The sequence below is a fragment of the Marinobacter sp. genome (genome assembly GCF_048266785.1).
Lineage (GTDB): Bacteria > Pseudomonadota > Gammaproteobacteria > Pseudomonadales > Oleiphilaceae > Marinobacter.
This window is the reverse complement of the sequence record NZ_JBLWYX010000025.1, coordinates 1-21,290: the sequence shown is the minus strand read 5'-3', so window position 1 is coordinate 21,290 and position 21,290 is coordinate 1. Positions and strand designations below refer to the sequence as shown.

Genomic DNA, 21,290 nt, shown 5'->3' with positions numbered 1-21,290 from the left:
TTTTTAAGATCACATCAACGTCGTTAGCTGGCTCTTGCTATGGCCTGAGCCAACGGCAGCTGCATGGCTTGCGCACCCACTAGGTAATCGCGATCCAGATCAAAAGGCAGGACATGCAGCTGAAGCCCCTCGCCGAATTCAAAGACCGGCAACGCATCAGGCAATCCCTTCCATCGCGGGTAAATCAGTGCCAGCACTGGCTGGGCTTCATCAACACGGTATTTGTGACCATAGGCGAACAACTGATAAAAATCCGCTTCACGCAGTGCTTCTTTCTTTTTCTCAGCCCCCTGCCCGGCGCGTTTCCACTTTGCATCCAAGACCCAACGCCTACCATCGTTATCAACAAGGAAGTCGGGCTTCAACTCAAACACCGGTTCTGAACCTTGCTTGCACAAAGACTTAGCGATCCCTTTGCCCTGCGTAATCAGCTCGGCGCCCGGCACTAGGCAGTTCCTCAGCCAGCCCTCTACATAGCGTTCAAACAGCTTCTCCATCGGGAACAGCATGCTCATTCCGCGCCACTCACCGCTCACCGCCAGCGGCATCTGCTGATTGAGGATCAGCTCGCACCAGGGCTTTATTGCCTGGTAGTGCGCCATCAGCCGGTCGGTGCTCCAAGCCCGGAAGTCCAAGTCAATCTGACGGCTTGCGGGCAAATCGCCGAGCATAGCGCGCAGCTCAGCGGCTAGCCGCCAGTTGTTAGCATCCCTGGTACTCTTCGCCACCTGCTCCAAAGCTGATTTGAGCAGACGGTTCTCAGCGCGATTCGGTTGAAATACATCATGGCGAATTTGGAAGTAGTGCTGCCTTCCGGGGCGCTGACGCATCTGTGCAACCACGTTGAGCTGGCCACGCAAAAAGCGCTGTTCCTCCTCGACGCGTTGATAGTCGAACCGCACACCCCGTTTCACCAACAGGTCGAGCTCCGCCAGAAACTGCGCCATTACCCATTCGCTGAGCGGCGCCTCAAACAGCTCTAACCCTGCCACCGATGCCTCACGGGCTTTCAGATCCAGAGCTCGCTGAATAAGCTTGCGCAGCAACTGCCGCCCTTTTTGCAGGCAATCACCCTCTTCGTGGTGCTTGGGTACGATTTCCAGGCGCGTGCCACAGGGGGTCTCCAGCACGCCCACGTAGGAGTCCCACTTCAGCGAGCGACGCCCCTGCACCTGTAGCAGTTTCGCGCCATTGCTGTTAAAGCGAGCACTCAGCTCACAAAGCCAGTCGAACGCGCTTTCCGATACCTGCGCACAATCAAGATCATCGGGCGCTACCGGTGCAGTGGTCAGACACGCGTATTCACGCACGACGACAGATGCGCTCACGCATCCGCCTCCTCTGGTTCATCCGTTGAGGCCTCACCCTTGTAATTAGCAGTAATGATGCCGGCATAGGCAGAAGCACGCTTAAAAGCCTCGTCGTTGATACGCCAGACACCACCTTGCACAGGCACGTTGGCGACGCCAAACAACTCAGCGACATCCTGCTCGTCTTGGCCCACAAAACGGTCTAACTCAGGCTTGCGATGATCGTTCAACACCCAACAAATGCGCTGCCAGTCCTCGAAGAAGTACTCCTGCAACAGAGGTAGTATCTGGTTGCGGAAGATCAGCTCCAGCCGCGCCAGCTTCTGATCCTCTGTCAGGCCGCCTTCTTTCAAGGGCATGAAGTACGCATGTCCCAGGCAATGATCGCGATCCAGCAGTACTTCGATGCGCTGATTCATCACTTTCAGCAGTTCCCGAACGCTGACGCCGGCCACTTGAACACCATCCAGCGGTTCAAGCTTGGGAGGCATTTCCTTGAACGCAAAGCGACGACGCAAGGCAATGTCCAGCCCTGCCAAGGAGCGGTCAGCGGTGTTCATGGTGCCGATGATGTAGAGGTTATCCGGCACGCTGAATCGCGTCTGGGAGTAAGGCAAAACAATAGAGAGCGCCTCGGCTCTCCCCGCTCGCTTGCTCTCTTCGATCAACGTGATCAGCTCACCGAAGATGCGAGAAACGCTACCCCGGTTGATTTCGTCAATGATCAGCACCCGAGCATCATTCTCTGCCCTACCCTCCGGAACGCCAGCGCCCAGCAGCTGCTCCAGTTTCTCCTGGTTGAGCGTTGGCGCGCGCAACTCGTATAAGGTCATCTGGCTGAACTGCCCGTTCAGCAGTTCCGAGTGAGGCAAGGAAGGTTGGTAATGTCGCAGCCACTTCACCGACCGCAGTTGCGAGTAACCGTCGTCAAACTCGTTATGCGGCTTGAACTCGTAGTTGCCTGTCACCTCTCCGATAGCCCGCAACTTAAAATTGCCATCCGACACGACGATCAGGTCACCGACTTTCATCTTGGCCACAAAGGCTGTCACGCTAGTGATGCCGTAATCGGTCCCAGGGTTGTCTGGCAACACATTGTTATCCGCAAAGCGCGCCTGAACCTGCTGCCGGTTAGCGCAGCCCGCAAAGTTGATTCCGCCACCATAGCCGAGCAGAACGTACCCACCGTCGATGCACTCTTGGAAAATACCGGCGTCATCGCCCAGCGTATTACCCAGCGACATTTTCCAAACACGTCGCGCACCGACTCCAGCAGGCGCATCAGCCTGTTGAGTTACCTTGGACGCAGCAGCCTCACAGAGTGACTTAAATACCCCATCCACCACGTCATAACGCAACTGGCCAGTTGTCTCATCCGTGCGAGCGCGCAAACCTTCCACAAAGTCCTCATAGCTGAAGCTCTGATGAAAGGTCACAAAGCGGATACGCTCCTTGTCAACAAGCTCATCGAACGCCTCTTTCAAGCGTTTGCGCGAGTCGGGGTCGTCACCACTGTTCTGCTCCAAAAGCTGCGGCGCCAGAATCTTCAGCGCTTCGTCGATGGTGTTGTAGGTCTTGCCGGTGCCGGGCGGGCCGAACAGGATCTGGTTGAGTGGCGGTAGTTCTGTGCTGCCGCCGTTGTGCGCAGTGCTCATCTCTGCATCATTGCTCTGCGATTCATTGTTTTCATAGTCGCGTGGCATACGTCCCTCTCCTTCCAATGGCAGCGTTTCCAAAGACACCGCGTTAATCACAGCATCCAGCCACGCGTTGATCTGGGGCTGATCCACCTGCACTCTTGAGCTGATCTGCTCCGCTACGCCCTGGTTTTGCAGCAACGCCAAATGGTTCTTCAAATCACGCGCATCACAGGTAAACCCGTCTTTACTCCAGCGGATGCGGAAGGCGACCTTGCCATTCTTCTCCGCCCTGGCCTTGCTCCCCACGCGCACGTCGGTCGGGTCGAGGTTCACCGTGTAGTGGTCTGCTGTTGGAAAGCGCTGGCGCAGTGTACGAATGAGCATCCAGAACCAGGCTTTATCCTCCTGGCTTCCCTTCCGAAGCAATTCAGTTACTCGCCTGTCTTGGTATCCCTCGATAGCCCCTGACTGAGCGCTACCATCTTCGCTGTCATCCAATTCAGGAACAGGAAAGTCCTCTGGCCGCCGTGAGTTGCCTTTCATCGCGTCAACAAAAGGCTGACCGAGCGCGCCTTCCAGCGTGCTTAACCAGTCGTCTACGGCCGCTCTGTCAGCAAGTCTGTCCTGTTTTGACACAATCACGTCCGTTCTACCCGCAGCCTCAAGCGCCTTGCGAAGAGGCGTTTTTCGCTTAGGGCCCAGCCGAACACTGTAAGGAAAAACAGCTAGGCCAAGAGCCACGTGACTCGCTTTGCTACCTGATTTACAGCCAAAGCCCAGTCCAGTGTATTTTCTCGACTGTAGAGAAACTGGATAAATATCCACATCAGGATAACGGGCAACAATCGCCTCAAGCACCATTTGAACCCAGCGCCTGATATCTTCCTCGCCTTCACGTGCGGAGCAGATTTTGTCCAAATACTCTTCAGTCAACATAAGGCGTTTCGCTCTTTGCTGTGTCCGGCAAGCGCAGTTGGCCGGAGATCAAGCGGGGTAAGAGGGTGTCGCGGAGGTGGGTGAGGGTTTGGGCTTGCGATTGGTTGGCAGCAATTTTCCGCTGTGCACTCTGCACAAACCCCGCAAACGCCTCTGCCACCTCAGGAGCTGGAACTGCTACGGGGTAACGGCCAAGCAAATCATTTTGTATCCGTTGGCGTCCGCTGGTGCCGGACATGCTCTGAATTGCATAGTCTCGGAATGCGGTATGACGCGCCAAGAGATAACCGTGATATGACGGCAAAGGTGCTTTCGGTCTTAGAACCACAAACTCAGTCGATCCCCAACCAACTTGGTCTGAGTCGAGAAAATCTACGTAAGCCGTTTTGCCATTTTCGAGACAGGGTGTGATACGGGCGAGCAACGTATCCCCATTAGTAAACTTGGTTCCAGAGCCCATTTCACGGTCAACCACGCCATCAACCACATGCCCTTGAGTTGCGACACTTGCCATGTCTAAGTACCGAGCAGGATCACCCTTCTTAAGTTTGCGAGTGGGGTTAATTTCATAAGCATCTGCTAGCGCCTTAACCACCCACCCCTTCGGCACCAAGCCCAGCTCGGACTCTTCGAAGCTGTCGGGGAACAGGGCGGCGGTGGCGGCGTCCATGCCTTCCGGCTGGCGGCCTTCGGCCTTGGCGCGTACGGGGTCGAAATCGACGAACCAAGATTTGAACAACGCTTGGGCGATGGCTTCCAGGGTGGCGTTGGTTTCACATAGCAGGGTGATGCGATTGTCAAAAGCATCCAGCACAGATGCAATGGCCCCTTGCTCAGAAAGAGGGGGCACCCTTATTTCTGCCTTTTTGAAATCTTTCAAAACAACACGCGGTATTGCCGCGCCAGATATAAAGTTACTTTTCAGGTAATCGATAACATCGGGCGATGACAGATAGTGCTTGAGGTAGTGCGAATTAATTTTCGACTGATCCGGCCTCAAAATAGCTACAGATGAAAGCAGAACAGCATCCAAACCAGAATCAACCACGCAGACTGTATCAAGAGCAGAATTACCGTCTTTGGCTATCAATACATCACCAACTTCTGGCTGACAGCCTTGTCTCACCAAGGCGTAAAAGTCATCTTCTGAGATATGCCTTGCAGTTGAAATATCAACACCAAATCTCGTGAGATCTTTGACTGAAGCCATAGGCTTTCCTACCGCGACAGATTTCGGGCTTTGATGAGCGCCATCGGTAATTTTCAAACAGAGCTCATTGAGTTTGATCAGTGCCCACTCAGAACTCATACCCCAACCCTCCCAGCTTCTGCCGGATCAACTGGTCGAGTTCCGCGCCCTTGTGCATCTGCTCACCCAGTTGCTGGGTCAACCGCTGCATCTTCTCGGCAAAAGCTTCGTCGTCATCCTCCACCTCTTCGGCACCGACATAGCGGCCCGGCGTAAGCACATGACCGTGCTCAGCGATTTCGGCAAGGGTGACGCTGCGGCAGAAGCCGGGGATGTCCTCGTAGGGCTCGACTAGATTCCCGCCTTCGCGGGAATGACGTGAGGTGGAGTCCGGCGCATCGAGGGATTCGCCGCGCCAAGCGGCGACGGTTTGCGCGATGCGTTCGATATCGGCATCGGTCAGTTCGATCTGTACCCGACTGACGCTGGTGCCGAGCTTGCGTGCGTCGATAAACAGTACCTGCCCGCTGCGGTCGATGCCGGCGGTGCTCAGGGCGTGGCGTTTGTCCTTGGCGAGGAACCACAGGCAGGCAGGGATCTGGGTGTTGAAGAACAGCTGGCCGGGCAGCGCGACCATCACTTCCACCACATCGGCCTCGACCATGGCGCGGCGGATATCGCCTTCGCTATTCTGGCTGGAGCTCATGGAGCCGTTGGCCAGTACGATACCGGCGCGGCCACTGGGCTTGAGGTGGTAGAGCATATGTTGCAGCCAGGCGTAGTTGGCATTGCCCTGCGGCGGTGTGCCGAAGACCCAGCGCGGGTCCCCTTCCAGACTGCCGTGCCACCAGTCGCTGATATTGAACGGCGGGTTGGCCAATACAAAGTCGGCACGCAGGTCAGCGTGCTGATTGCGTATAAAGGTATCCGCCGGCTCCTTGCCCAAATTGAAGTCGATGCCGCGAATGGCCAGGTTCATCGCCGCCAGCCGCCAGGTGGTAGGGTTGGACTCCTGCCCGTAAATCGACACATCGCCCAGTTTGCCGCCGTGGGCCTCGATAAATTTCTCCGACTGCACAAACATGCCGCCACTGCCACAGCATGGGTCATAGACCTTGCCGTGGTGCGGGTTGAGCACCGCCACCAGGGTTTTGACGATGCTCGCCGGGGTATAGAACTGCCCGCCCTTCTTACCCTCGGCACTGGCGAACTGGCCGAGGAAGTATTCATACACCTGCCCGAGCAGGTCGCGGGCCTTGTTGGTGTCGTCACCAAAGCCGATGGTCGAGACCAGATCCACCAGCTCGCCCAGCTTGCCGTCCGGCAATTGGGCGCGAGCGTAGCGCTTGTCGAGGATGTTCTTCAGGCGCGGGTTTTCTGCCTCAATGGCCGCTAGTGCATCATCAATGCGCTTGCCGATGTCCGCCTGCTTGGCAGCTGAGCGGATCGACTCCCAGCGTGCCACTTCCGGCACCCAGAACACGTTAACCGCACGGTAGTAATCGCGGTCTTCCAGTTCGGCGGCCAGCAATTCCGGGTCGTCATCACCCAGATAGTAGTCGTCGTTTTCATCAGTCAGCTTGCGCTCCAGCTCGGCGCGGCGGCTGGCGAAGCTGTCGGAAATGTACTTGAGGAAGATCAGCCCAAGCACGATGTGCTTGTACTCGGCGGCGTCCATGTTGGCGCGCAGCTTATCAGCGGTGGCCCAAAGGGTCTTCTTCAGGTCATCCATGCTGCTGACAGCGGCTTTCTCAGTGCTGCGTGCCGGCTTCTTTACTGCAGCAGGCTTGGCAGCCACAGCGCTGCCATCCGCCTCTCTGCGCTTGACCGAACCACCACGCCCTCGTCCCTTCTGCAGCACGCCCTGCGCAATCAGCGCATCACGCGCTTCGGCAAAGGCCTCCTGGGGCACATCGGGGAAGGCAGCACCAAGCTGCTCGAACAGAGACTGGTTGCCAATGCTGGAACCATCGACCGGCACCAACGCCAACAGCGACTCTGCCAGACGGGCCTGATCATGCATAACTAAACTCCTGCAAGCCGCCAGAAGGCAGCCTTGAACAAATCGGATTACCGGAGGCAAGCAGGAAGGGATAGCGAAGCAGGTAGCATCGAGCGGTCCATCCCTGATGACCTGCGGCGAAGTGTGATGGCCATCACTTTAGCCAGCGACAGGCACGGGGTAAAGCGGTTGTTGTCTTTCGCAGGGTATTTGCCAAAGACACTGAAACAGAGTCGGTCATCCATGACCAGGGGATCCATCCCTGCCCACTCCCAGCGGGCACAGTTGGATGATATGTCGCGTTAGCTGACAGACCAATAATGGTCATGCATACAGGTCAAGTTTTCAGGCAGGTTGCTTGCGAGTGAGCACACTTCGCCCTCTCTATTAACCACGTCTTCGTCCGCTGCCCTGTCTCGGGGAAAGGAGCTCAGCTTGCCCCACACGCCGATCACCTCCAGCCAAGGCCGTCGGTAATGCGAATCCTCCAGAACAACAGTCCTTCAGAGTCAGTGCGCACAAGCGATGTCGGTAACTGAAGCCACGGGCAAAGCGATGACAAGCATTGGTTTGCGCTCACGGAACAACCACCTAGTAGATGCCCTCTTCGTCCCTAATCAACCGCGAAAAGCTCAGCCACAGTGCGGCGGAGTTTGTCGCACAGCAAATTTACGATGCATCTGGTCGACGTTAGAGCCAACTGGTGTAGCTGTCGGCGATCAGCGGAACGTTGGTTCCCGCAGCGACAAGAATAAACTCAACACTGAAACAAAACTGATTTAATCTTGGACTAATTAGTGATGGCTAAGCGCCTTTAGCTGTATTAGAGTCGAGTGAGCTAAGCTACCGGCCGCTACCAGATATCACGCGCATTGGAGGCGCTATGCACCCTGATTCTTTTTCGGCGAAGTCTTCTACTGCAAAGGGTGAAGACGACAATAGAAGGGAAATTCGCAAGGATACTGCTCGCGCCGCAACTGCACTGTCCTCCAGCGAAGTGGTGTTCCGGTTTGGCAGCGCCAACGCTGAGTACATCAAAGGCTATCGTGGAGTAGACAATGAAACAGGCCGCAAGCTACGCGATGGGCTGAAAAGTCTAAGCCGCCAAAAGACCGGAGAGGCGCAGAAAGCCGGGAACGCGGCAGAAATTCACGCTACGAGCCGTGACAACGCTGAAAACATCATCAACAAGTCCGCAGCCAGATCAGCTCGCGCGGACGATCAAAGCCGGCGGTACGGCACGAATCACCCCGTCGTGGACAGGATCAAATTGAGTGAGGATGGCGGCGCCACATTCACTCAAATGAAGTTCGAAGCCTCACCAAACAAGCTGATCAACAAAATCGTAGCAGAAGACGGCCCCTACAGCCGATACCTTGATCCATTGGAGGTTTGCGAGGCAAGGGCCGCGAAGCACCTCGAAAGCGTAAAGCGGGCGGAAGCGAAAGCGGCGGTTTTTACCGAGCGAGGCCAGCATGAGCTCGCGGAAAAATGGAACAGCATCGCTGAAGACTTAAACGAGCGGGTCGCGGCGAACAGGGAAATTGGAGTCAGCGAAATTTGTCTTGAAGTGCCATCCGACCAAGTCAATGAGATTAAGCGACGGTGTCGTGAGAAAGCACAAGCCTTCCGAGATAGAGCCAAGGAGCTTGATGCCCAGGCTACAGCAAAGGGTGCTGACACCAAAGCAGCGGGCGTCCTTCGCGAAAAGGCTAAAGGATTACGCGAAACGGCTGATCGTTGCGACAAGCTCGAAGAACGAGTCGTTGACTCAGGATTGACGACTGAGGAAGCAAGAGCTGCTGCCACACGACCACTGCGCACCACGGCTACAGAGATCGCCAAAACCAGCCACCGTGCTGGAGTTGAGGGAGCAAAATGGGGCGCCCTTATCGGCGCAGTCATTTCGATTGTGACAAATGCGTTCAGCATCGCTCAGAACGAAAAAGCGCCAAGCGACGCGGCCCAGGACATCGCGGAGGACACGCTGTTTGCTGCGGCGCTGGGTTACAGCACCGCATTTGCGGGGTCAGCGCTGAAGGGCGTGATGCAGCAGTCTAGCAGTCAAACCTTACGCTCACTCTCCGCAACTAACGCTCCAGCGTTGGCTGTCAATGTTTGCATTTCACTAGGAAGCAGCGTTAAGCGATATGTAACCGGTGAAATCACAGAAGCGCAGCTCCTAAACGAGGTAGGTGAGAAAGGCACTGGGATGTTGTCGGCTGGAATGATGGGCGCGGTCGGCCAAGTTGCTATTCCTATTCCGTTTGTCGGAGCAGCCATTGGCGGGATGATCGGCTATACGTTGTCATCATTCTTCTACCAGAGTGCGTTGGAGGCGGCCGAAGGCGTAGCGCATTCTAGAGAGGAGCTTGCACGCATCCGAACTATCGAGGCGGCTGCTCTTGAGCGTTTGATGCACGAGCGGGCAAGAATCGATGCGTTCATACAACGAGAGATTCCGCAACTGCGCCAAGAAACAGATACGCTTTTCCTCTCGATCCAGAGTAACAACATTGATAATTTCGCGATTGCAATCAATCGATACGCGACATTACTTGGACACAACCTACAATTTCGAAGCATGGATGAATTCGACGCATTCATGAGCTCTGACAAACCACTAAGCCTATAGATGGAGAATTAGGTAAACATGCTCATTCGACTACTGCCCGACCAAGAAAAGAATCTATTAATCGACATCGCCGAGCTACTTGCATTCTCAGACAACCCCGTGCTTTGGGATGGAAAAACCTACGACGAGCTGACTGCCGATACAGATCTCAGCAACATTTCCATCCAGGCAAATGAAAAAGAAAATGAACTTATCGAGGAGCTGAAGCAATCCGCAGGTATTACCGGGATATGGGATCGCTCTATTTTTTCCCGCAACGCGGATATCGAGAGCCGGCTTGTCAAAAACATAAAAGCGCTTTCTATCCATAAAACCCAAGAAAGCATCGCGAGAGCCAGCGCCGCAAAAATCGTGCTTGCAGAGCTTCTAGAAAGCCAGGATGAGTTTCGCCCAGAGACTCCGAAGATCATGCTATTTGAAATGTTCTTGGTCGCACTACGCGACGGGGTAGTATCCGCCATAGAGCAAGAGCTCCTTCATGAATTCAAGAAACTCTGCAAGCTTCCAGATTTTATTTTTGACGAAATCAAAGAGCGCGCCGAAGTCCTAAACAGCGAAATAAGCAAAACCATTTCTCTCGTACTCGAATAAACAAAAGGATACATAATGCCAATCCCATTAATCATCGGTGCTGCTGCGGCGGCGGCCGGCCTTTATGGCGCTAAAAAAGGCATCAGTGGCGCTCTGGACCACCAAGCTGCCAAGAAGACGAACTCCGAATCAGAAGCCATTGTTCGTGAAGCGAACCAAAAAGTGGAAACTCGTCGCGAATCAACGAATCAATCACTAGAACAATATGGGCAACGAAAGCTGCGCGCCTTCAATGGTGTCATCGCGGATTTTATTCTAACTTTTGAGCAGTTAAAAAATGTGGAGATAGTTAAGAGCCCTGAGTTAGAAAAGCTCACCGAGCAGGACTTCTCACAAAACCCATTAACGGGCCTACGTCAAGATTACCAGGCCCTGAAGGACGCTGGCTTGGGCCTAGGAGCAGGCTTAAGCGGCGGCGCAGCATTAGCATTCGGTGCATACAATGGGACAATGTTGCTGGCAACAGCCAGCACAGGCACAGCCATTTCTACGCTCGGCGGAGTAGCAGCCACCAACGCTACGCTAGCATGGCTTGGAGGAGGGTCCCTTGCAGCCGGGGGTTATGGAATGGCTGGCGGAATGATTGTTTTAGGAGGAATTGTCGCGGGGCCGGCGCTCGCAGTGTTTGGCCACATCCTTGGCAATAAGGGAGAGCAAGCGCTGAACACCGCACTGGGGAATCTAGAGCAAGCAAAAACTCTCCGAACCGAGTCCAACATCATAGCAGACAAGCTCACAGCCATCGGCGATGTCACAAAACTCGCTGACAATACCTTCTCAACTATTAGCTCTCATCTGCGCAACGCGGTCCATAGTTTGAAAAAAACCATTGCCAGCCAAGGAACCGACTTTAGCTCATTCTCAAACGAGGATAAGGAAGTCACATATAGAACCGTCAAATTTGCCCAGCTCATAAAAGCGATGATTGACACTCCAATTCTAGATGAGCAAGGCAACTTGGTACTCTCCACCCAAAAACGCATTAAAGAGATCGCAGTAATGGCTGCTGACCAAGCCTAGCCGAACCAATATGACCCACTGAAATGATGCCCCAAGCCAAGCTCGGGGCGTCCCAGCTTCCTGACCTATGCACTGTTCAGACAAAAAAAAGTACGACTTCCCCTGCACCCGGTGCGGGCTATGCTGCCAACATGTAGACAAGGCTCCGCAAACTCGCCATCTAGATAGAGGCGACGGCACTTGCCTGAACTACGACCCGGCGAAGAAGGCATGCAGCATCTACTCGTCTCGACCTGAAATCTGCAGAGTGGACGTACAATACGCCAAGCACTACTCGAGAGTTTACAGCTGGGACGATTTCGTTGAAATCAATTTGCAAGCTTGTGAACTATTAACAACTCTCGCAGATGAGCCAAAGTAGCTAGGCACCCACCGTGGCTTACGGCTACGGGCAGTTTTTTGGGCGGTGTGACTCACCTGAATTTCCTAAACACTTTTCTACGCAGCGACCTGTTTTGGCATGGGTGCTGGGCCTGCTCCAGACGTTGCATTCCGCCTTGAGAAACAACAGCAGTATTCACGGACCTTCGCATCCTATGGCCTTTCAGATCATAAGCAGGGCATACTCCCAATAGCAGCCATTAATACAAGCCAAGTTTTTAGGCGGACCACTCAGACCGTCAGCTCGAACTAATGGCTGGCGGCGTCAACAGGCGTCTATCAATGTCGATGCGCGGCTCAGTATGACGGCAGCCGTCCCCCTTTATTCGATAATTCCGGCAGCCCCAGAACTCGCCATAGCGCCCCTTCCGACGAACCATCTCAGCCTTGCAGCGAGGGCACGTCGGCACCCAGTTCAAACAATCCGCGTTGATGCAAATTTTGAAGCGCCCCTCGCGGCGCATCTGCGAGCCGCACCGCTGGCACCCTCGTTCACGGTGTGTGCACAACGGAAACTTGTTGCAGCCGAAGAACGCGCCATACTGGCTCTTGCGAGGCACCAACGAGCCGGTTTTGCATGCACCGCACTTGAGTAGATGAAACAGCTGCTGAGTAAGCGATGCCTCAAACTCGTTCAGTTCTACCGGGTATTGCTCCCGAAGCAGCTCAACGACGAACGAAGAGGCAACAGCCATATCCGCAATCAAATAAGCTCGTTGCCTTGCACGGGTCAGGGCCACGTAAAACAAACGTCGCTCCTCCGCATGATCGAACGTCTCCTTCTCAGGAAGCAGAGCCTCCAGCAATGGATGCGTAATCTTCTGGGACGGAAAGCCGTGCTTGCCTGACTCCATACCCAGAACGACGACGTAGTCTGCCTCCTTGCCCTTACAGGCATGAATCGTATATCGCTCCAACTTAAGCGAGGGGAATCTGCTGGAAAGGCGCTTGAGGTCTGCCTGATCCGGCAAAATGAAACTGTATCGCCCTAGCAAAAACACACTGCTTCCGGGCCGAGCTATTGCGGCGATACGCTCAATAACCCTTTCCAGTCGATCAGGCTCAGCGACGCTGGAGCGCTTGCGATTGTCTTCTCGCATGAGCGAAACGGTTGGCAGCCGCTCAGTGCGAAGCGTGTTGAGCTGCTTACGGATCTGCTCCGGATTCTGCAAGACGAAACGAGAGGCTACATCGCTAATGCCCCTGTTAAAGCGAAATGTCAGATCAAGTGCCGTTACCTTGGTGCAGCCAAATGCGGCGGCAAATGCGGTGGTGAAGCGCAGGTCACTCCCCGCGAAACGATAGATTGCTTGCCAGTCGTCGCCTACGCAAAAGAGCGAACAGCCTCTGGCGGCATCACGCAGGCAGGTTATCAAACGCGCCCTGGCGTCCGAAATGTCCTGAAACTCATCTACCAGGATAAAACGCCACGGGCTTCGGAACTTACCGTCACGAACATAGCTTATTGCCTTGCCAATCATGTCGTCAAAATCGATATGGCCATCTTGAACAAGCAACTGCTCATAGTCGTCCATTATCGGCTGCAACAGTTTCATGGCTGCATCTACTTGCGCAGCATTACTGGCCCTTGCGATCGCTTGCTCAATCCCGCCTTCCTCGTAGCAGTTGGCACGATAACGTTTTAGTAAGTCAGCCAGCAGCGAAGCAAAACTGCTAATAGCTCCAAATTCGCGCAAGGTCGCAAGCATTGCTTCCGGGGACAGCGCCTGGAACTCGACACCATGCGCTATCAGTTGCTGCTCCAGAGACTCAAACAATGTCCCTTCTTGCTTCTCATAGTGAAACAGCTCAAGCAGAGGCGTTTGATGCTGCTGGTGAAGGCCGCGTTTCCAGGCGATACCCTGGTGATACAGCTCTCGGTCAACGTAAGGTGCGGTATTGCCTTGACGGTCGATGCCGTAGTACTCGATGTAGATTCCGTGTTCTGGCAGATAGAAGTCCGGTTGATACTGCCGGTATAACGGAGAAGCCGTCTTATGCTGGTAGGCAGGTTCGTACTGGTATTCGATGCCTAGGCTAAACAGGTGGTTGGCGACAAGGCATTCACCGAGGCTCTTTACCAACTCCCCCTTCAGCGTGCGAATCTCGTTTGCATTGATGTACTCGTAGTAGTCGCCTTAAAGTCGAACGGGTTCGCGTCCGGATAAAGGTGGTCTCGAAAGTACTTCAGCACCAGTTGACGGTATGCAGGCACCTGTAGATGGCTCTCGAACCATGTGTTCACATGACTCGCTAACGCCCGATCATCCTCCGCGAGAGCGGTCAAGGCGGGCTGCTGCCCCTCAACGGCGGCAATGATCTCTTTGCCCAGCTTGTGGAACGTACTGATCGATAGACCGGCATCACCAAGCCGCCTCTGACTACGCTGCTGCATCTCTGTCGCAGCCTTGTTGGCAAAAGCCAGCAGCAGTATTTCTTCTGCTCGGGCTTGACCACTTTCGAGCAGATAACCGGCTCTGCCAATCATGGTGCTGGTCTTACCCGTTCCCGCGCCGGCAAGCACCAGATTATTGTCCTCGTCAATAACACAGGCCTCGCGCTGCTTTTCCGTTAGCGGTTTGCTCTCGACCTGATCAAAGAACCCGGTGTAACGCTCGAGCTGTTGAGAAACATAACTGGTCCGCAGCACCTCTATGGCAGTCTGATCCCAGCTAGCCACGTCGCTCAAGTAGCCAAATGCAGCCACCTCGTCGTCGCTCAGATGGGTGCACCATTGTGGCTCGGGAACTCGCCTAAACCGAACCTTAGCGGCGTGCGCCAAATGAATCGCATCACTAACCTTTGAGGTTCTCGGGTATCCATGCTCCAACATCCTCCTTACCGTAGCGGCGGCCTGAACGACATCTGGCGCCAACTCCTTCAGCCAGTGCTCACGTAGCCAGCCGAACAACGCGTTTGCATCCTGCTTGCGCAAACCGGAGAACACTTTAGGGCCAAGATTGGTTTGCAGTACCAAACGGGATAGAAACATCCCTTCCTCAAGCACTGCCTCTGACGCTAGCGATTCGGACAGGATCAGGTACCTTTCGCCACCTCTAGTCGTGACCTGGAGTCCATTTTCATCGAGCACAAATGTGGCTGCTTCAGCGCCAAACAGGCGCATCAACCAATGAGGGGCAATTTTCTTCGCATCAGAGTGTGATGTCATACGCAGCACGCGGTAAAAATGCAGAGTGCCAGTATGGCTGGCGAACAACTATTGGGATAGCGCTGCCGCGCTGAATAGCGACTTGAGAACGTAGAGCTACCGTGAATAGCCTAGCCAGGTGCAAAAGTCAGAACGCAGCCTCAGGCAGCTCACTCGCTCCAAGATTAAGCGGCATACGCACCGGTAAAAGTAGATCAACGCTGCTGGATGGTGTCCGATCGAACAGCCATACCTGAATACTTGTGCTCCGTAAGGCACGCTCCCCCGGGGCTCTCAACGTAAGCGACGCCGATAACGCTGCACAGGACTCCGCGGCGACGCGGGGTCAGTCATTTCGATCAAGCCGGCGGCAAGCGCCGGCTTCAAATACGATTTGCCGAAGCTGTGACGATGAGAGAGATTCAAAAGCTCCATCAATTCACTCGCTTTCAGTGCAACACCTGGCTGCAGCACCGCCATCAACCGTTCTACTTGGTCGCTTACTTGATCGCTTACTTGGTCGCCAGCTACCGCTTCAAGCAACGCTTCGCGCAAAGCACCCAGCATGAACAGCACAAACGGGGAGGCTTCGGATACCTTGTCAGCTTCGGCAAGTGCTGCGTAATACTCACCTTGATGTGTCTGGATGACCGTCTCCACCGGCAGATAAGCCAGCAATGGCTGCCAGCGACTCAGGATGAGCGTCTGCCAGAGTCGCCCCATGCGCCCATTACCGTCCGCAAAGGGATGGATAAATTCAAACTCGTAATGAAACACGCAACTGGCTATCAGTGCCGGTAGCTCGGTAGCAGCGAGCCAGGCAAGTAAGTCCTGCATCAGCAAAGCAACCCGGCTGGGCGGTGGCGCCATGTGCAGCAGTTTCTCGCCGCGATAAATACCTACACCGCCCGCTCGATAGCATCCGGCATCGTCCAGCAACCCATGCATGAGCAGGCGATGTGCTGTCAGCAGGTGCTCCACCGAGTCGGGTTGCCAACCGGCCATAGCATCGTAAGCCGCAAACGCATTACGTACCTCCTGAATCTCCGCCGGCAACCCGAGCACTAGCTTGCCATCAAGCACCGCAGTCACCTGCTCAACGCTCAAGGTATTGTTTTCGATGGCAAGAGAGGCCTGAATGGTTCGAATCCGATTGCCGCGCCGAAGCTGCGGGGTAAGGCGGCTCTGCTCCTGTGCGCTCAAACGCCCAACCAGCTCGCTGATCTCGGCCACTAGAGCGAGCATGCGGGGAGTCAGCGTTAACGGAGGTTGGTAATCTGGCACGTATCACATCCCAATAGTCAAAAAGAGCCGTTTCACCGCGGCTGCGCACTGCGTCGCCTGCAGTAAATACTATCCGCTACATTCTGGATAGCTAACGCAGCCAGCTCAAGCGTTCAGTACGCGCAAGTCAAAGCAACCTCAATCCGCGGGCTTACAGCTCTTGGACATTGGCGTCTTGGCGATATCGCCGCTCCCCGTGCAGACAAGACTGACCCGCATGCCAGCCTGTAGCTTCGCTGCGTAGGACTCATGGGCACGATCCAGTTCGAACTGCGGTTCCATGAACTGATTCACCCCTCCTCGTAGCGTCAGATAAGGGCGTCCGAGAAAGTCGGTGTTAATCGAATCAACAACACCGGTGACCAAAAAACGCTTGCCCTTGAACTGCTGATCCGCGGCAACAGTATTGCGGTCATAGGCCTGCGCCAACTGACTCGCAGTGACCTGCAGCAACGGTTGCTCTACCGGTGCCGGACGGGATGCTGCAGGCGCGACTGTGCTTGTATCGGGGCGAGCAACAGAACGGCTATTCGTCTCTGTTTCATGCTGTCCAGCCATCAAAAGCAGAGACAAACCCAGCCAGATAAAGCCGATCACCCGACTTGTTGTGGAGTGCCCCTTGCGTAACAGGAACCAGCTAAACATCAACGGAAACAGGAATATCCCCACCCCAAGCCAGAACCCAACGCTACGTGGCTGCTCCACGACACGCACAGCACTCGCGGCAGCGCGCCTGCTAACCGGTGCGCCGCAATTCGGGCAGGCCGCTGCCAGTTCACTCACCGTGCTGCCGCACTCTCCACATTCGATCAATGCCATATGTTTCACCCTGTTTTCCATAACGAGAAAGCTGCAGCGGGAAGGCTTGCAGCCAAACAGGAACATATGTAGATTTTCTAGACAGATCCATATTGTTTACCTATACAGGTAAAGTTTTCGCACAGGTAAGGACACCATGAAACGCAGCACCACCCCCGAATCCGTTCGCTGGGATCTTGCCCTTCGCTACCGTCTGATCGAGACGGTAGCCTGGTGGGAAGGTCGGTTGACCACTCAGCACCTGATGCAGAGTTTTGGTATCAGCCGTCAGCAGGCCTCCAAGGACATCAACACCTACATCACCGAGCATGCGCCGAAGAATCTGGAGTACGACAAGCACCTGAAGGGCTATGTGCCGAGCAAGCGGTTCCAGCCGCGCTTTATCGACGACAGCGCCAGCGCATACCTGCATCTGCTGAACCAGAGCCACGACCGCGCGCCGCATATTGAAGGGTTGGCATTGGCCTATGCCCATACCGAGGTGCTGGATGTGCCGGACAGGTCGGTGCGTCCTGAGGTGCTGCGGCCGTTGCTGAAGGCCTGCCGTGAGGGCCAACGGCTTGAGTGTGAATATGTGTCGTTCACCACGCCCGATGGAGAGACGCGCCTGATCGCACCGCACACGCTGGTATTTACCGGTATGCGCTGGCATGTGCGCGCCTACTGCGAGAAGAACGGGGACTACCGCGACTTTGTGCTTAGTCGGTTCCGTGGTGTGCCTGAGTTGATGGATGACCTGTCGGACAACACGCGCGAGGCGGATACAGGCTGGAATACCCGAGTCGCCGTCATCATTGAGCCAGACTCACGTTTGAAGGCTGAACAGCGGGCCATCGTGGAGGCGGATTACGGCATGATCGGCGGGCAGCTGGAGATCCAGACCCGCGGCGCATTGGTGCAGTACGTATTGCAGCGCTACCAGATCGACCCAACCAAGGTGCACGCCAAGCCCACAGCCCAGCAGATTGTGGTCGGTAACCTCGAGCAACTGCAGCCGTGGTTTTACAAGTAACCCAAGGATCCTCGATGGCAACCAAACCCGCGCTGTACACATTGTTTATCCAACTGGAGCCGCTGCAAATCGAACCGCCCGTATGGCGTCTGATCCGAGTAAACAGCGACTGCACGCTACGCAAGCTCCATCACTTCATCCAGGCGGCGTTTGGCTGGCACAGCTGCCACCTGCATGAGTTTCAGGACGGGCTCAATCACTATACGCCGCTGGACCCGGAGTTTGCCGACCTGCAGGGCGATGCGCAGGATGACCGACGCATCAAGCTGACAAAGGCGTTCAAGCATGTAGATCGCGTGCGCTACACCTATGACTTTGGCGATAGCTGGCAACACGTGATTGCGCTGGAAGCACAGGAGCCGAGCGATGTATCCGGCACCTGGTGCGAGGTACTCGATGGTGCCGGCGCCTGTCCGCCAGAGGATGTGGGCGGCGTGCCAGGGTATCTGGACTTTCTGCAGGCGATTGCTCGGCCAGACAGTGACGAAGGCAAAGAGGCGCTGGCCTGGGCCGGTGGTCACTTTGATCCGACGGTATTTGACTGCAGGGCCGCCAACGCTGCCGTCCAGCGCATCTGCAACAACCTTTGGGGTTAAGTCTGAAGAAGCTGCTGGTTACTCCTCCGGCAGCGTCTTGCAGACCGTCATGAAGAAACGCCCCGGCTGGCCGTCAACCATCTCGACGTAGCCTTCGCGCCGTTCCTTGCACCACCCTGCATTCCAATCAGCCGCAAACCGCCTGAACTCGACGCCCTCTTCGCACTCGGCGAGAAAATCCTGCCAGGCCGTATTCAGGTGTCCGAATGGCAAGTCGGGCACCGCGCCAAGCGGATCGAAAACCCGCTCTCGGGCTTCGATTTCAACCACTGTAAGCGACTCCAGTAGATGGTCCCCGGCTACAGCGAACTCGGGTCTGGGCGCTTCTGGCTCAAACGGCCGCTCCAGTAGAGGAAGCAGAAGCAGCACCGGCCAAATCACACTACTGATCAGAATCAGTGGTAGCCAGCGCCGCCTGGGTGGCTGCCAGTCCGGGTCAAGGGCCTGCGCTACCACCTCGGTTATTGGTGGGGCATTAGCGTAGGCCCGCGCGCCATTGATGCTGAAGCCAATGCCGACCAGCAGACCAATGCCGAGATACAGGTAGAGATAGGTCAATTGTCCGTCTCCTGCTGCGTGCCCGGCCTCGAAAACACCGTCAGCGCCCCGACACCATATCCCTCGGGAGCATCCGGGTTGTCCGATACGCCGTTGTGCTTCTCCGCCGATGCGACAAGCACACCCCGTTCAAAATCAAGCAGCAGATCGCGCTCATAGACACTTGCGTAGCCGGCGTGAACGTACTTCAGCAGCTTGCCACGCGGGACCCTGATGCGACCGGAGTACCAGTGCGCGAACACCCGTTCCGGATAGCCCGGGAAGACCGACTCCAACGACGCGTCCGCTCCATCACTTAGCCAGCCCTGGATCGCGATCAAGTACAGCCGGTCGTCCAGTAGCTCCCAAGTGGCAACATAACCACGCATGAGCGCAGTGGAGCTAGGTTCAAACTCAGGATAGGCGCCGCCCAAACGAAAGTAGGTGCCGAGCGGAGCATCACACATGGTGAGCCGTTCACCCTGATAGAAAAGCAGATCACCGATCTGAGCGGTCATCAGGCCTCCGATGGTGGATCAGGTAGTTCAGGCACAGAAAAGGCCGCAGCGCCGAGCAGCAACGCAACCCCAAACATGAACAACCCCATACCCCAGGACTCCGTCACACCAAGCCAAAGCCCGTAGCCCATCGTGGTCAGCTGCAGCATCAGGATGCTGGCATTGAAAAGATACTTAATCAGAATCCCCATGCCGCGATACCTCCTACCAATAACCAAGACCAATGTCGTGCCTTAGTGACGGCCCTTATGCAGATGCCTCGAAGCAACGCTGGCCTGGATGCGTTCGATCACCTGATCCCTGAACTCCGCATGCCCATATTCAGCACGCGGGTGCGCTATGCGATAACAGGTGGCGCCGGCCGCTTCGAACTCCCAGAGTTTGCCCGGAACCAGCTTGTCTTTAGCGGTCTGGTATCCACCGAGATGATCATTAAACAGGCTCCGGATAACCCCATCAGCGCCTCTGATGCCCGAAGCAAATACAACGAAATCCGGTTTAAAACATCGTATCTGCGCAGCCAGCAGTTGCTGGGAAATGGACGCAATTTCGTTGAACTCGTCCGCGGGCCGGCACCTTGGACTTTTCTTGGCGTAGTCCCATGCGAAAAGGTTGGCGTATATGAGCGCTCGCGGATCAAGGGCCAGCTCCTTGGCCAGCCGGAAGTAGTACTGCATAAAACGGCTTCTGGACGTATCGACGACCTTTTCGCCTTTCAACTTTAAATGGTTGCTGTAGCGATCGAGGGACTCATCTACAACCTCCGATACCGAAACATCGTCCAGTCCTGCAGCCCGCTTGATGGTGTTTTTCCCGGGTTTAGTATTCCACCCTGCCGTCTCCCGACCAACCAGCACGACCTTATTCTTTGCCGTCCAATACTCATCAAAGGGCTCAGGTAGAAATACGCCGGAGTACTCATCCTCATCCAGGTTGAATTTATCAATCCGCAGCCCCTGCAGAATGCGCGCGTATTCTTGTTTCAATGCATCCATTCGTTATGTTCCTTCTGCTTCCAGTCGATCGCCGTCTGATAGCCATTCAATCATAAGGCTGCCCCGGTCGATGCGTACGACACCGTTTTTTCGCTTCGCCTGACCGATCTGCGCGCGGTACTGAATAAAGCAGTCAATCAGCTCCATAAGGTATTGCTTGAAGCCAGTCTCGCTTGCCCTTTCAAACAGATCCCCTTCAGTACGCCAGGAGGCGTGGCTCAACCGGGCTTCATCATCCTCTGCAGCAAAAACAACCTGACCACAGCCCTGAACAATGCCCGGAAACTGCCTCGCCAACATGTCCAGGCGCAATAACTCGAACTCGCTATCAGTGCTGCTGGTTTTGCCTTTCATAACCCACCGAGCTCCTCGATTCTTGCTTGCTGAAACCAGCATGCCATAGAGAGCGACAAGGCCTGTCGCAGCCTGCAACTGATAGCCTTGAGCGTCACCCTCCGGAGGTTTAAATAACGCCAGTCTGAACCCGGCACCAACACACTTGCCTATGCGCAATTCTACGCCCTGCGAACAGCCGCCCCGCCGCGACTCATTCTGTCGCACCACACCGTCATACTGGCTTCTGATCCAGTAAACACGAGGGCAAGCGGTATGGATCGATTGGTTAAAGAAGAGCTGGAAAGCCTGCTACGCGAGACACACAGCATCAAGCGCCTGGG

Annotated in this window: 19 protein-coding genes; 6 read left to right on the top strand and 13 right to left on the bottom strand. The window is 55.3% G+C overall.

All coding sequences use genetic code 11. The features are described from left to right. Positions 1–23: 23 nt before the first annotated feature. From ACN0V1_RS19930 to ACN0V1_RS19915, 4 genes are read right to left on the bottom strand one after another with little or no spacing between them, the layout of a single operon-like run. Entirely contained in the window at positions 24–1,328 is a 1,305-nt protein-coding gene (locus tag ACN0V1_RS19930) for an McrC family protein (protein ID WP_417546655.1), read from the bottom strand. Next, the gene (locus tag ACN0V1_RS19925; protein ID WP_417546654.1) at positions 1,325–3,886 is read right to left on the bottom strand and encodes an AAA family ATPase; all 2,562 of its coding nucleotides are present in this window, start codon (positions 3,884–3,886) and stop codon (positions 1,325–1,327) included. Before ACN0V1_RS19925 ends, ACN0V1_RS19930 begins: the two co-directional genes overlap by 4 nt. Beyond that, complete coding sequence (locus ACN0V1_RS19920) at positions 3,876–5,195, bottom strand: restriction endonuclease subunit S (protein ID WP_417546653.1); 1,320 nt, start codon at positions 5,193–5,195, stop codon at positions 3,876–3,878. Before ACN0V1_RS19920 ends, ACN0V1_RS19925 begins: the two co-directional genes overlap by 11 nt. Further along, positions 5,185–7,098 carry a type I restriction-modification system subunit M gene (locus ACN0V1_RS19915; RefSeq protein WP_417546652.1) on the bottom strand — a complete coding sequence of 638 codons (1,914 nt, stop codon included), beginning with the start codon at positions 7,096–7,098 and terminating at the stop codon, positions 5,185–5,187. The genes ACN0V1_RS19920 and ACN0V1_RS19915 overlap by 11 nt, the downstream gene beginning before the upstream one ends. A gap of 862 nt (positions 7,099–7,960) precedes the next feature. Here ACN0V1_RS19915 and ACN0V1_RS19910 point away from each other — a divergent pair. The 4 genes from ACN0V1_RS19910 (at position 7,961) to ACN0V1_RS19895 (ending at position 11,684) form a co-directional block, all read left to right on the top strand. Continuing rightward, complete coding sequence (locus ACN0V1_RS19910) at positions 7,961–9,712, top strand: hypothetical protein (protein ID WP_417546651.1); 1,752 nt, start codon at positions 7,961–7,963, stop codon at positions 9,710–9,712. An 18-nt stretch (positions 9,713–9,730) separates the two neighbouring features. Beyond that, the gene (locus tag ACN0V1_RS19905) at positions 9,731–10,303 is read left to right on the top strand and encodes a hypothetical protein (RefSeq protein WP_417546650.1); all 573 of its coding nucleotides are present in this window, start codon (positions 9,731–9,733) and stop codon (positions 10,301–10,303) included. Positions 10,304–10,318: 15 nt separating this feature from the next. Then, positions 10,319–11,323, top strand: coding sequence for a hypothetical protein (locus ACN0V1_RS19900; RefSeq protein WP_417546649.1), 1,005 nt, complete (start codon positions 10,319–10,321; stop codon positions 11,321–11,323). A gap of 67 nt (positions 11,324–11,390) precedes the next feature. Then, on the top strand, positions 11,391–11,684 hold the full coding sequence (locus tag ACN0V1_RS19895; RefSeq protein ID WP_417546648.1) for a YkgJ family cysteine cluster protein: 294 nt from the start codon (positions 11,391–11,393) through the stop codon (positions 11,682–11,684). Between the two features lie 259 nt (positions 11,685–11,943). Here ACN0V1_RS19895 and ACN0V1_RS19890 read toward each other — a convergent pair whose 3' ends face one another. From ACN0V1_RS19890 to ACN0V1_RS19875, 4 genes are all read right to left on the bottom strand, one after another. After that, a complete protein-coding gene (locus tag ACN0V1_RS19890; RefSeq protein WP_417546647.1) occupies positions 11,944–13,788 on the bottom strand; it encodes a UvrD-helicase domain-containing protein in 1,845 nt (614 codons plus the stop codon). 8 nt (positions 13,789–13,796) lie between these two features. Beyond that, entirely contained in the window at positions 13,797–14,873 is a 1,077-nt protein-coding gene (locus ACN0V1_RS19885; RefSeq protein ID WP_417546646.1) for a UvrD-helicase domain-containing protein, read from the bottom strand. Between the two features lie 273 nt (positions 14,874–15,146). Beyond that, positions 15,147–16,136: a Fic family protein gene (locus tag ACN0V1_RS19880; RefSeq protein ID WP_417546645.1), complete on the bottom strand. Its 990-nt coding sequence runs from the start codon at positions 16,134–16,136 to the stop codon at positions 15,147–15,149. 138 nt (positions 16,137–16,274) lie between these two features. Next, positions 16,275–16,955 carry an OB-fold protein gene (locus ACN0V1_RS19875; RefSeq protein WP_417546644.1) on the bottom strand — a complete coding sequence of 227 codons (681 nt, stop codon included), beginning with the start codon at positions 16,953–16,955 and terminating at the stop codon, positions 16,275–16,277. Positions 16,956–17,091: 136 nt separating this feature from the next. Here ACN0V1_RS19875 and ACN0V1_RS19870 point away from each other — a divergent pair, with 136 nt between their 5' ends. Further along, positions 17,092–17,967, top strand: a complete 876-nt coding sequence (locus ACN0V1_RS19870; RefSeq protein ID WP_238871858.1) for a transcriptional regulator — start codon at positions 17,092–17,094, stop codon at positions 17,965–17,967. A gap of 14 nt (positions 17,968–17,981) precedes the next feature. After that, the gene (locus ACN0V1_RS19865) at positions 17,982–18,563 is read left to right on the top strand and encodes a plasmid pRiA4b ORF-3 family protein (RefSeq protein WP_417546643.1); all 582 of its coding nucleotides are present in this window, start codon (positions 17,982–17,984) and stop codon (positions 18,561–18,563) included. Positions 18,564–18,581: 18 nt separating this feature from the next. On the opposite strand, the gene ACN0V1_RS19860 is transcribed toward ACN0V1_RS19865, so the two are convergent. Genes ACN0V1_RS19860 through ACN0V1_RS19840 form a run of 5 tightly spaced genes read right to left on the bottom strand, consistent with a single transcriptional unit; the run spans position 18,582 to position 20,967 of the window. Continuing rightward, positions 18,582–19,121, bottom strand: coding sequence for a hypothetical protein (locus ACN0V1_RS19860; RefSeq protein ID WP_417546642.1), 540 nt, complete (start codon positions 19,119–19,121; stop codon positions 18,582–18,584). Continuing rightward, positions 19,118–19,618 (bottom strand): hypothetical protein, encoded by a 501-nt coding sequence (locus ACN0V1_RS19855; RefSeq protein ID WP_417546641.1) that lies wholly within the window; start codon positions 19,616–19,618, stop codon positions 19,118–19,120. Before ACN0V1_RS19855 ends, ACN0V1_RS19860 begins: the two co-directional genes overlap by 4 nt. Further along, a complete protein-coding gene (locus ACN0V1_RS19850; RefSeq protein ID WP_417546640.1) occupies positions 19,618–19,809 on the bottom strand; it encodes a hypothetical protein in 192 nt (63 codons plus the stop codon). The genes ACN0V1_RS19855 and ACN0V1_RS19850 overlap by 1 nt, the downstream gene beginning before the upstream one ends. Before the next feature lie 42 nt (positions 19,810–19,851). After that, on the bottom strand, positions 19,852–20,613 hold the full coding sequence (locus ACN0V1_RS19845; protein WP_417546639.1) for a hypothetical protein: 762 nt from the start codon (positions 20,611–20,613) through the stop codon (positions 19,852–19,854). A 3-nt stretch (positions 20,614–20,616) separates the two neighbouring features. Continuing rightward, the gene (locus tag ACN0V1_RS19840; protein ID WP_417546638.1) at positions 20,617–20,967 is read right to left on the bottom strand and encodes a hypothetical protein; all 351 of its coding nucleotides are present in this window, start codon (positions 20,965–20,967) and stop codon (positions 20,617–20,619) included. Positions 20,968–21,290: the final 323 nt, after the last annotated feature.

Coding starts and splice junctions, on each gene's coding strand:
- ACN0V1_RS19925 (WP_417546654.1), bottom strand. CDS start 3,886: ATGTTGACTGAAGAGTATTTGGACAAAATCTGCTCCGCACGTGAAGGC.
- ACN0V1_RS19920 (WP_417546653.1), bottom strand. CDS start 5,195: ATGAGTTCTGAGTGGGCACTGATCAAACTCAATGAGCTCTGTTTGAAA.
- ACN0V1_RS19915 (WP_417546652.1), bottom strand. CDS start 7,098: ATGCATGATCAGGCCCGTCTGGCAGAGTCGCTGTTGGCGTTGGTGCCG.
- ACN0V1_RS19910 (WP_417546651.1), top strand. CDS start 7,961: ATGCACCCTGATTCTTTTTCGGCGAAGTCTTCTACTGCAAAGGGTGAA.
- ACN0V1_RS19905 (WP_417546650.1), top strand. CDS start 9,731: ATGCTCATTCGACTACTGCCCGACCAAGAAAAGAATCTATTAATCGAC.
- ACN0V1_RS19900 (WP_417546649.1), top strand. CDS start 10,319: ATGCCAATCCCATTAATCATCGGTGCTGCTGCGGCGGCGGCCGGCCTT.
- ACN0V1_RS19895 (WP_417546648.1), top strand. CDS start 11,391: ATGCACTGTTCAGACAAAAAAAAGTACGACTTCCCCTGCACCCGGTGC.
- ACN0V1_RS19885 (WP_417546646.1), bottom strand. CDS start 14,873: ATGACATCACACTCTGATGCGAAGAAAATTGCCCCTCATTGGTTGATG.
- ACN0V1_RS19875 (WP_417546644.1), bottom strand. CDS start 16,955: ATGGCATTGATCGAATGTGGAGAGTGCGGCAGCACGGTGAGTGAACTG.
- ACN0V1_RS19870 (WP_238871858.1), top strand. CDS start 17,092: ATGAAACGCAGCACCACCCCCGAATCCGTTCGCTGGGATCTTGCCCTT.
- ACN0V1_RS19865 (WP_417546643.1), top strand. CDS start 17,982: ATGGCAACCAAACCCGCGCTGTACACATTGTTTATCCAACTGGAGCCG.
- ACN0V1_RS19855 (WP_417546641.1), bottom strand. CDS start 19,618: ATGACCGCTCAGATCGGTGATCTGCTTTTCTATCAGGGTGAACGGCTC.
- ACN0V1_RS19850 (WP_417546640.1), bottom strand. CDS start 19,809: ATGGGGATTCTGATTAAGTATCTTTTCAATGCCAGCATCCTGATGCTG.
- ACN0V1_RS19845 (WP_417546639.1), bottom strand. CDS start 20,613: ATGGATGCATTGAAACAAGAATACGCGCGCATTCTGCAGGGGCTGCGG.
- ACN0V1_RS19840 (WP_417546638.1), bottom strand. CDS start 20,967: ATGAAAGGCAAAACCAGCAGCACTGATAGCGAGTTCGAGTTATTGCGC.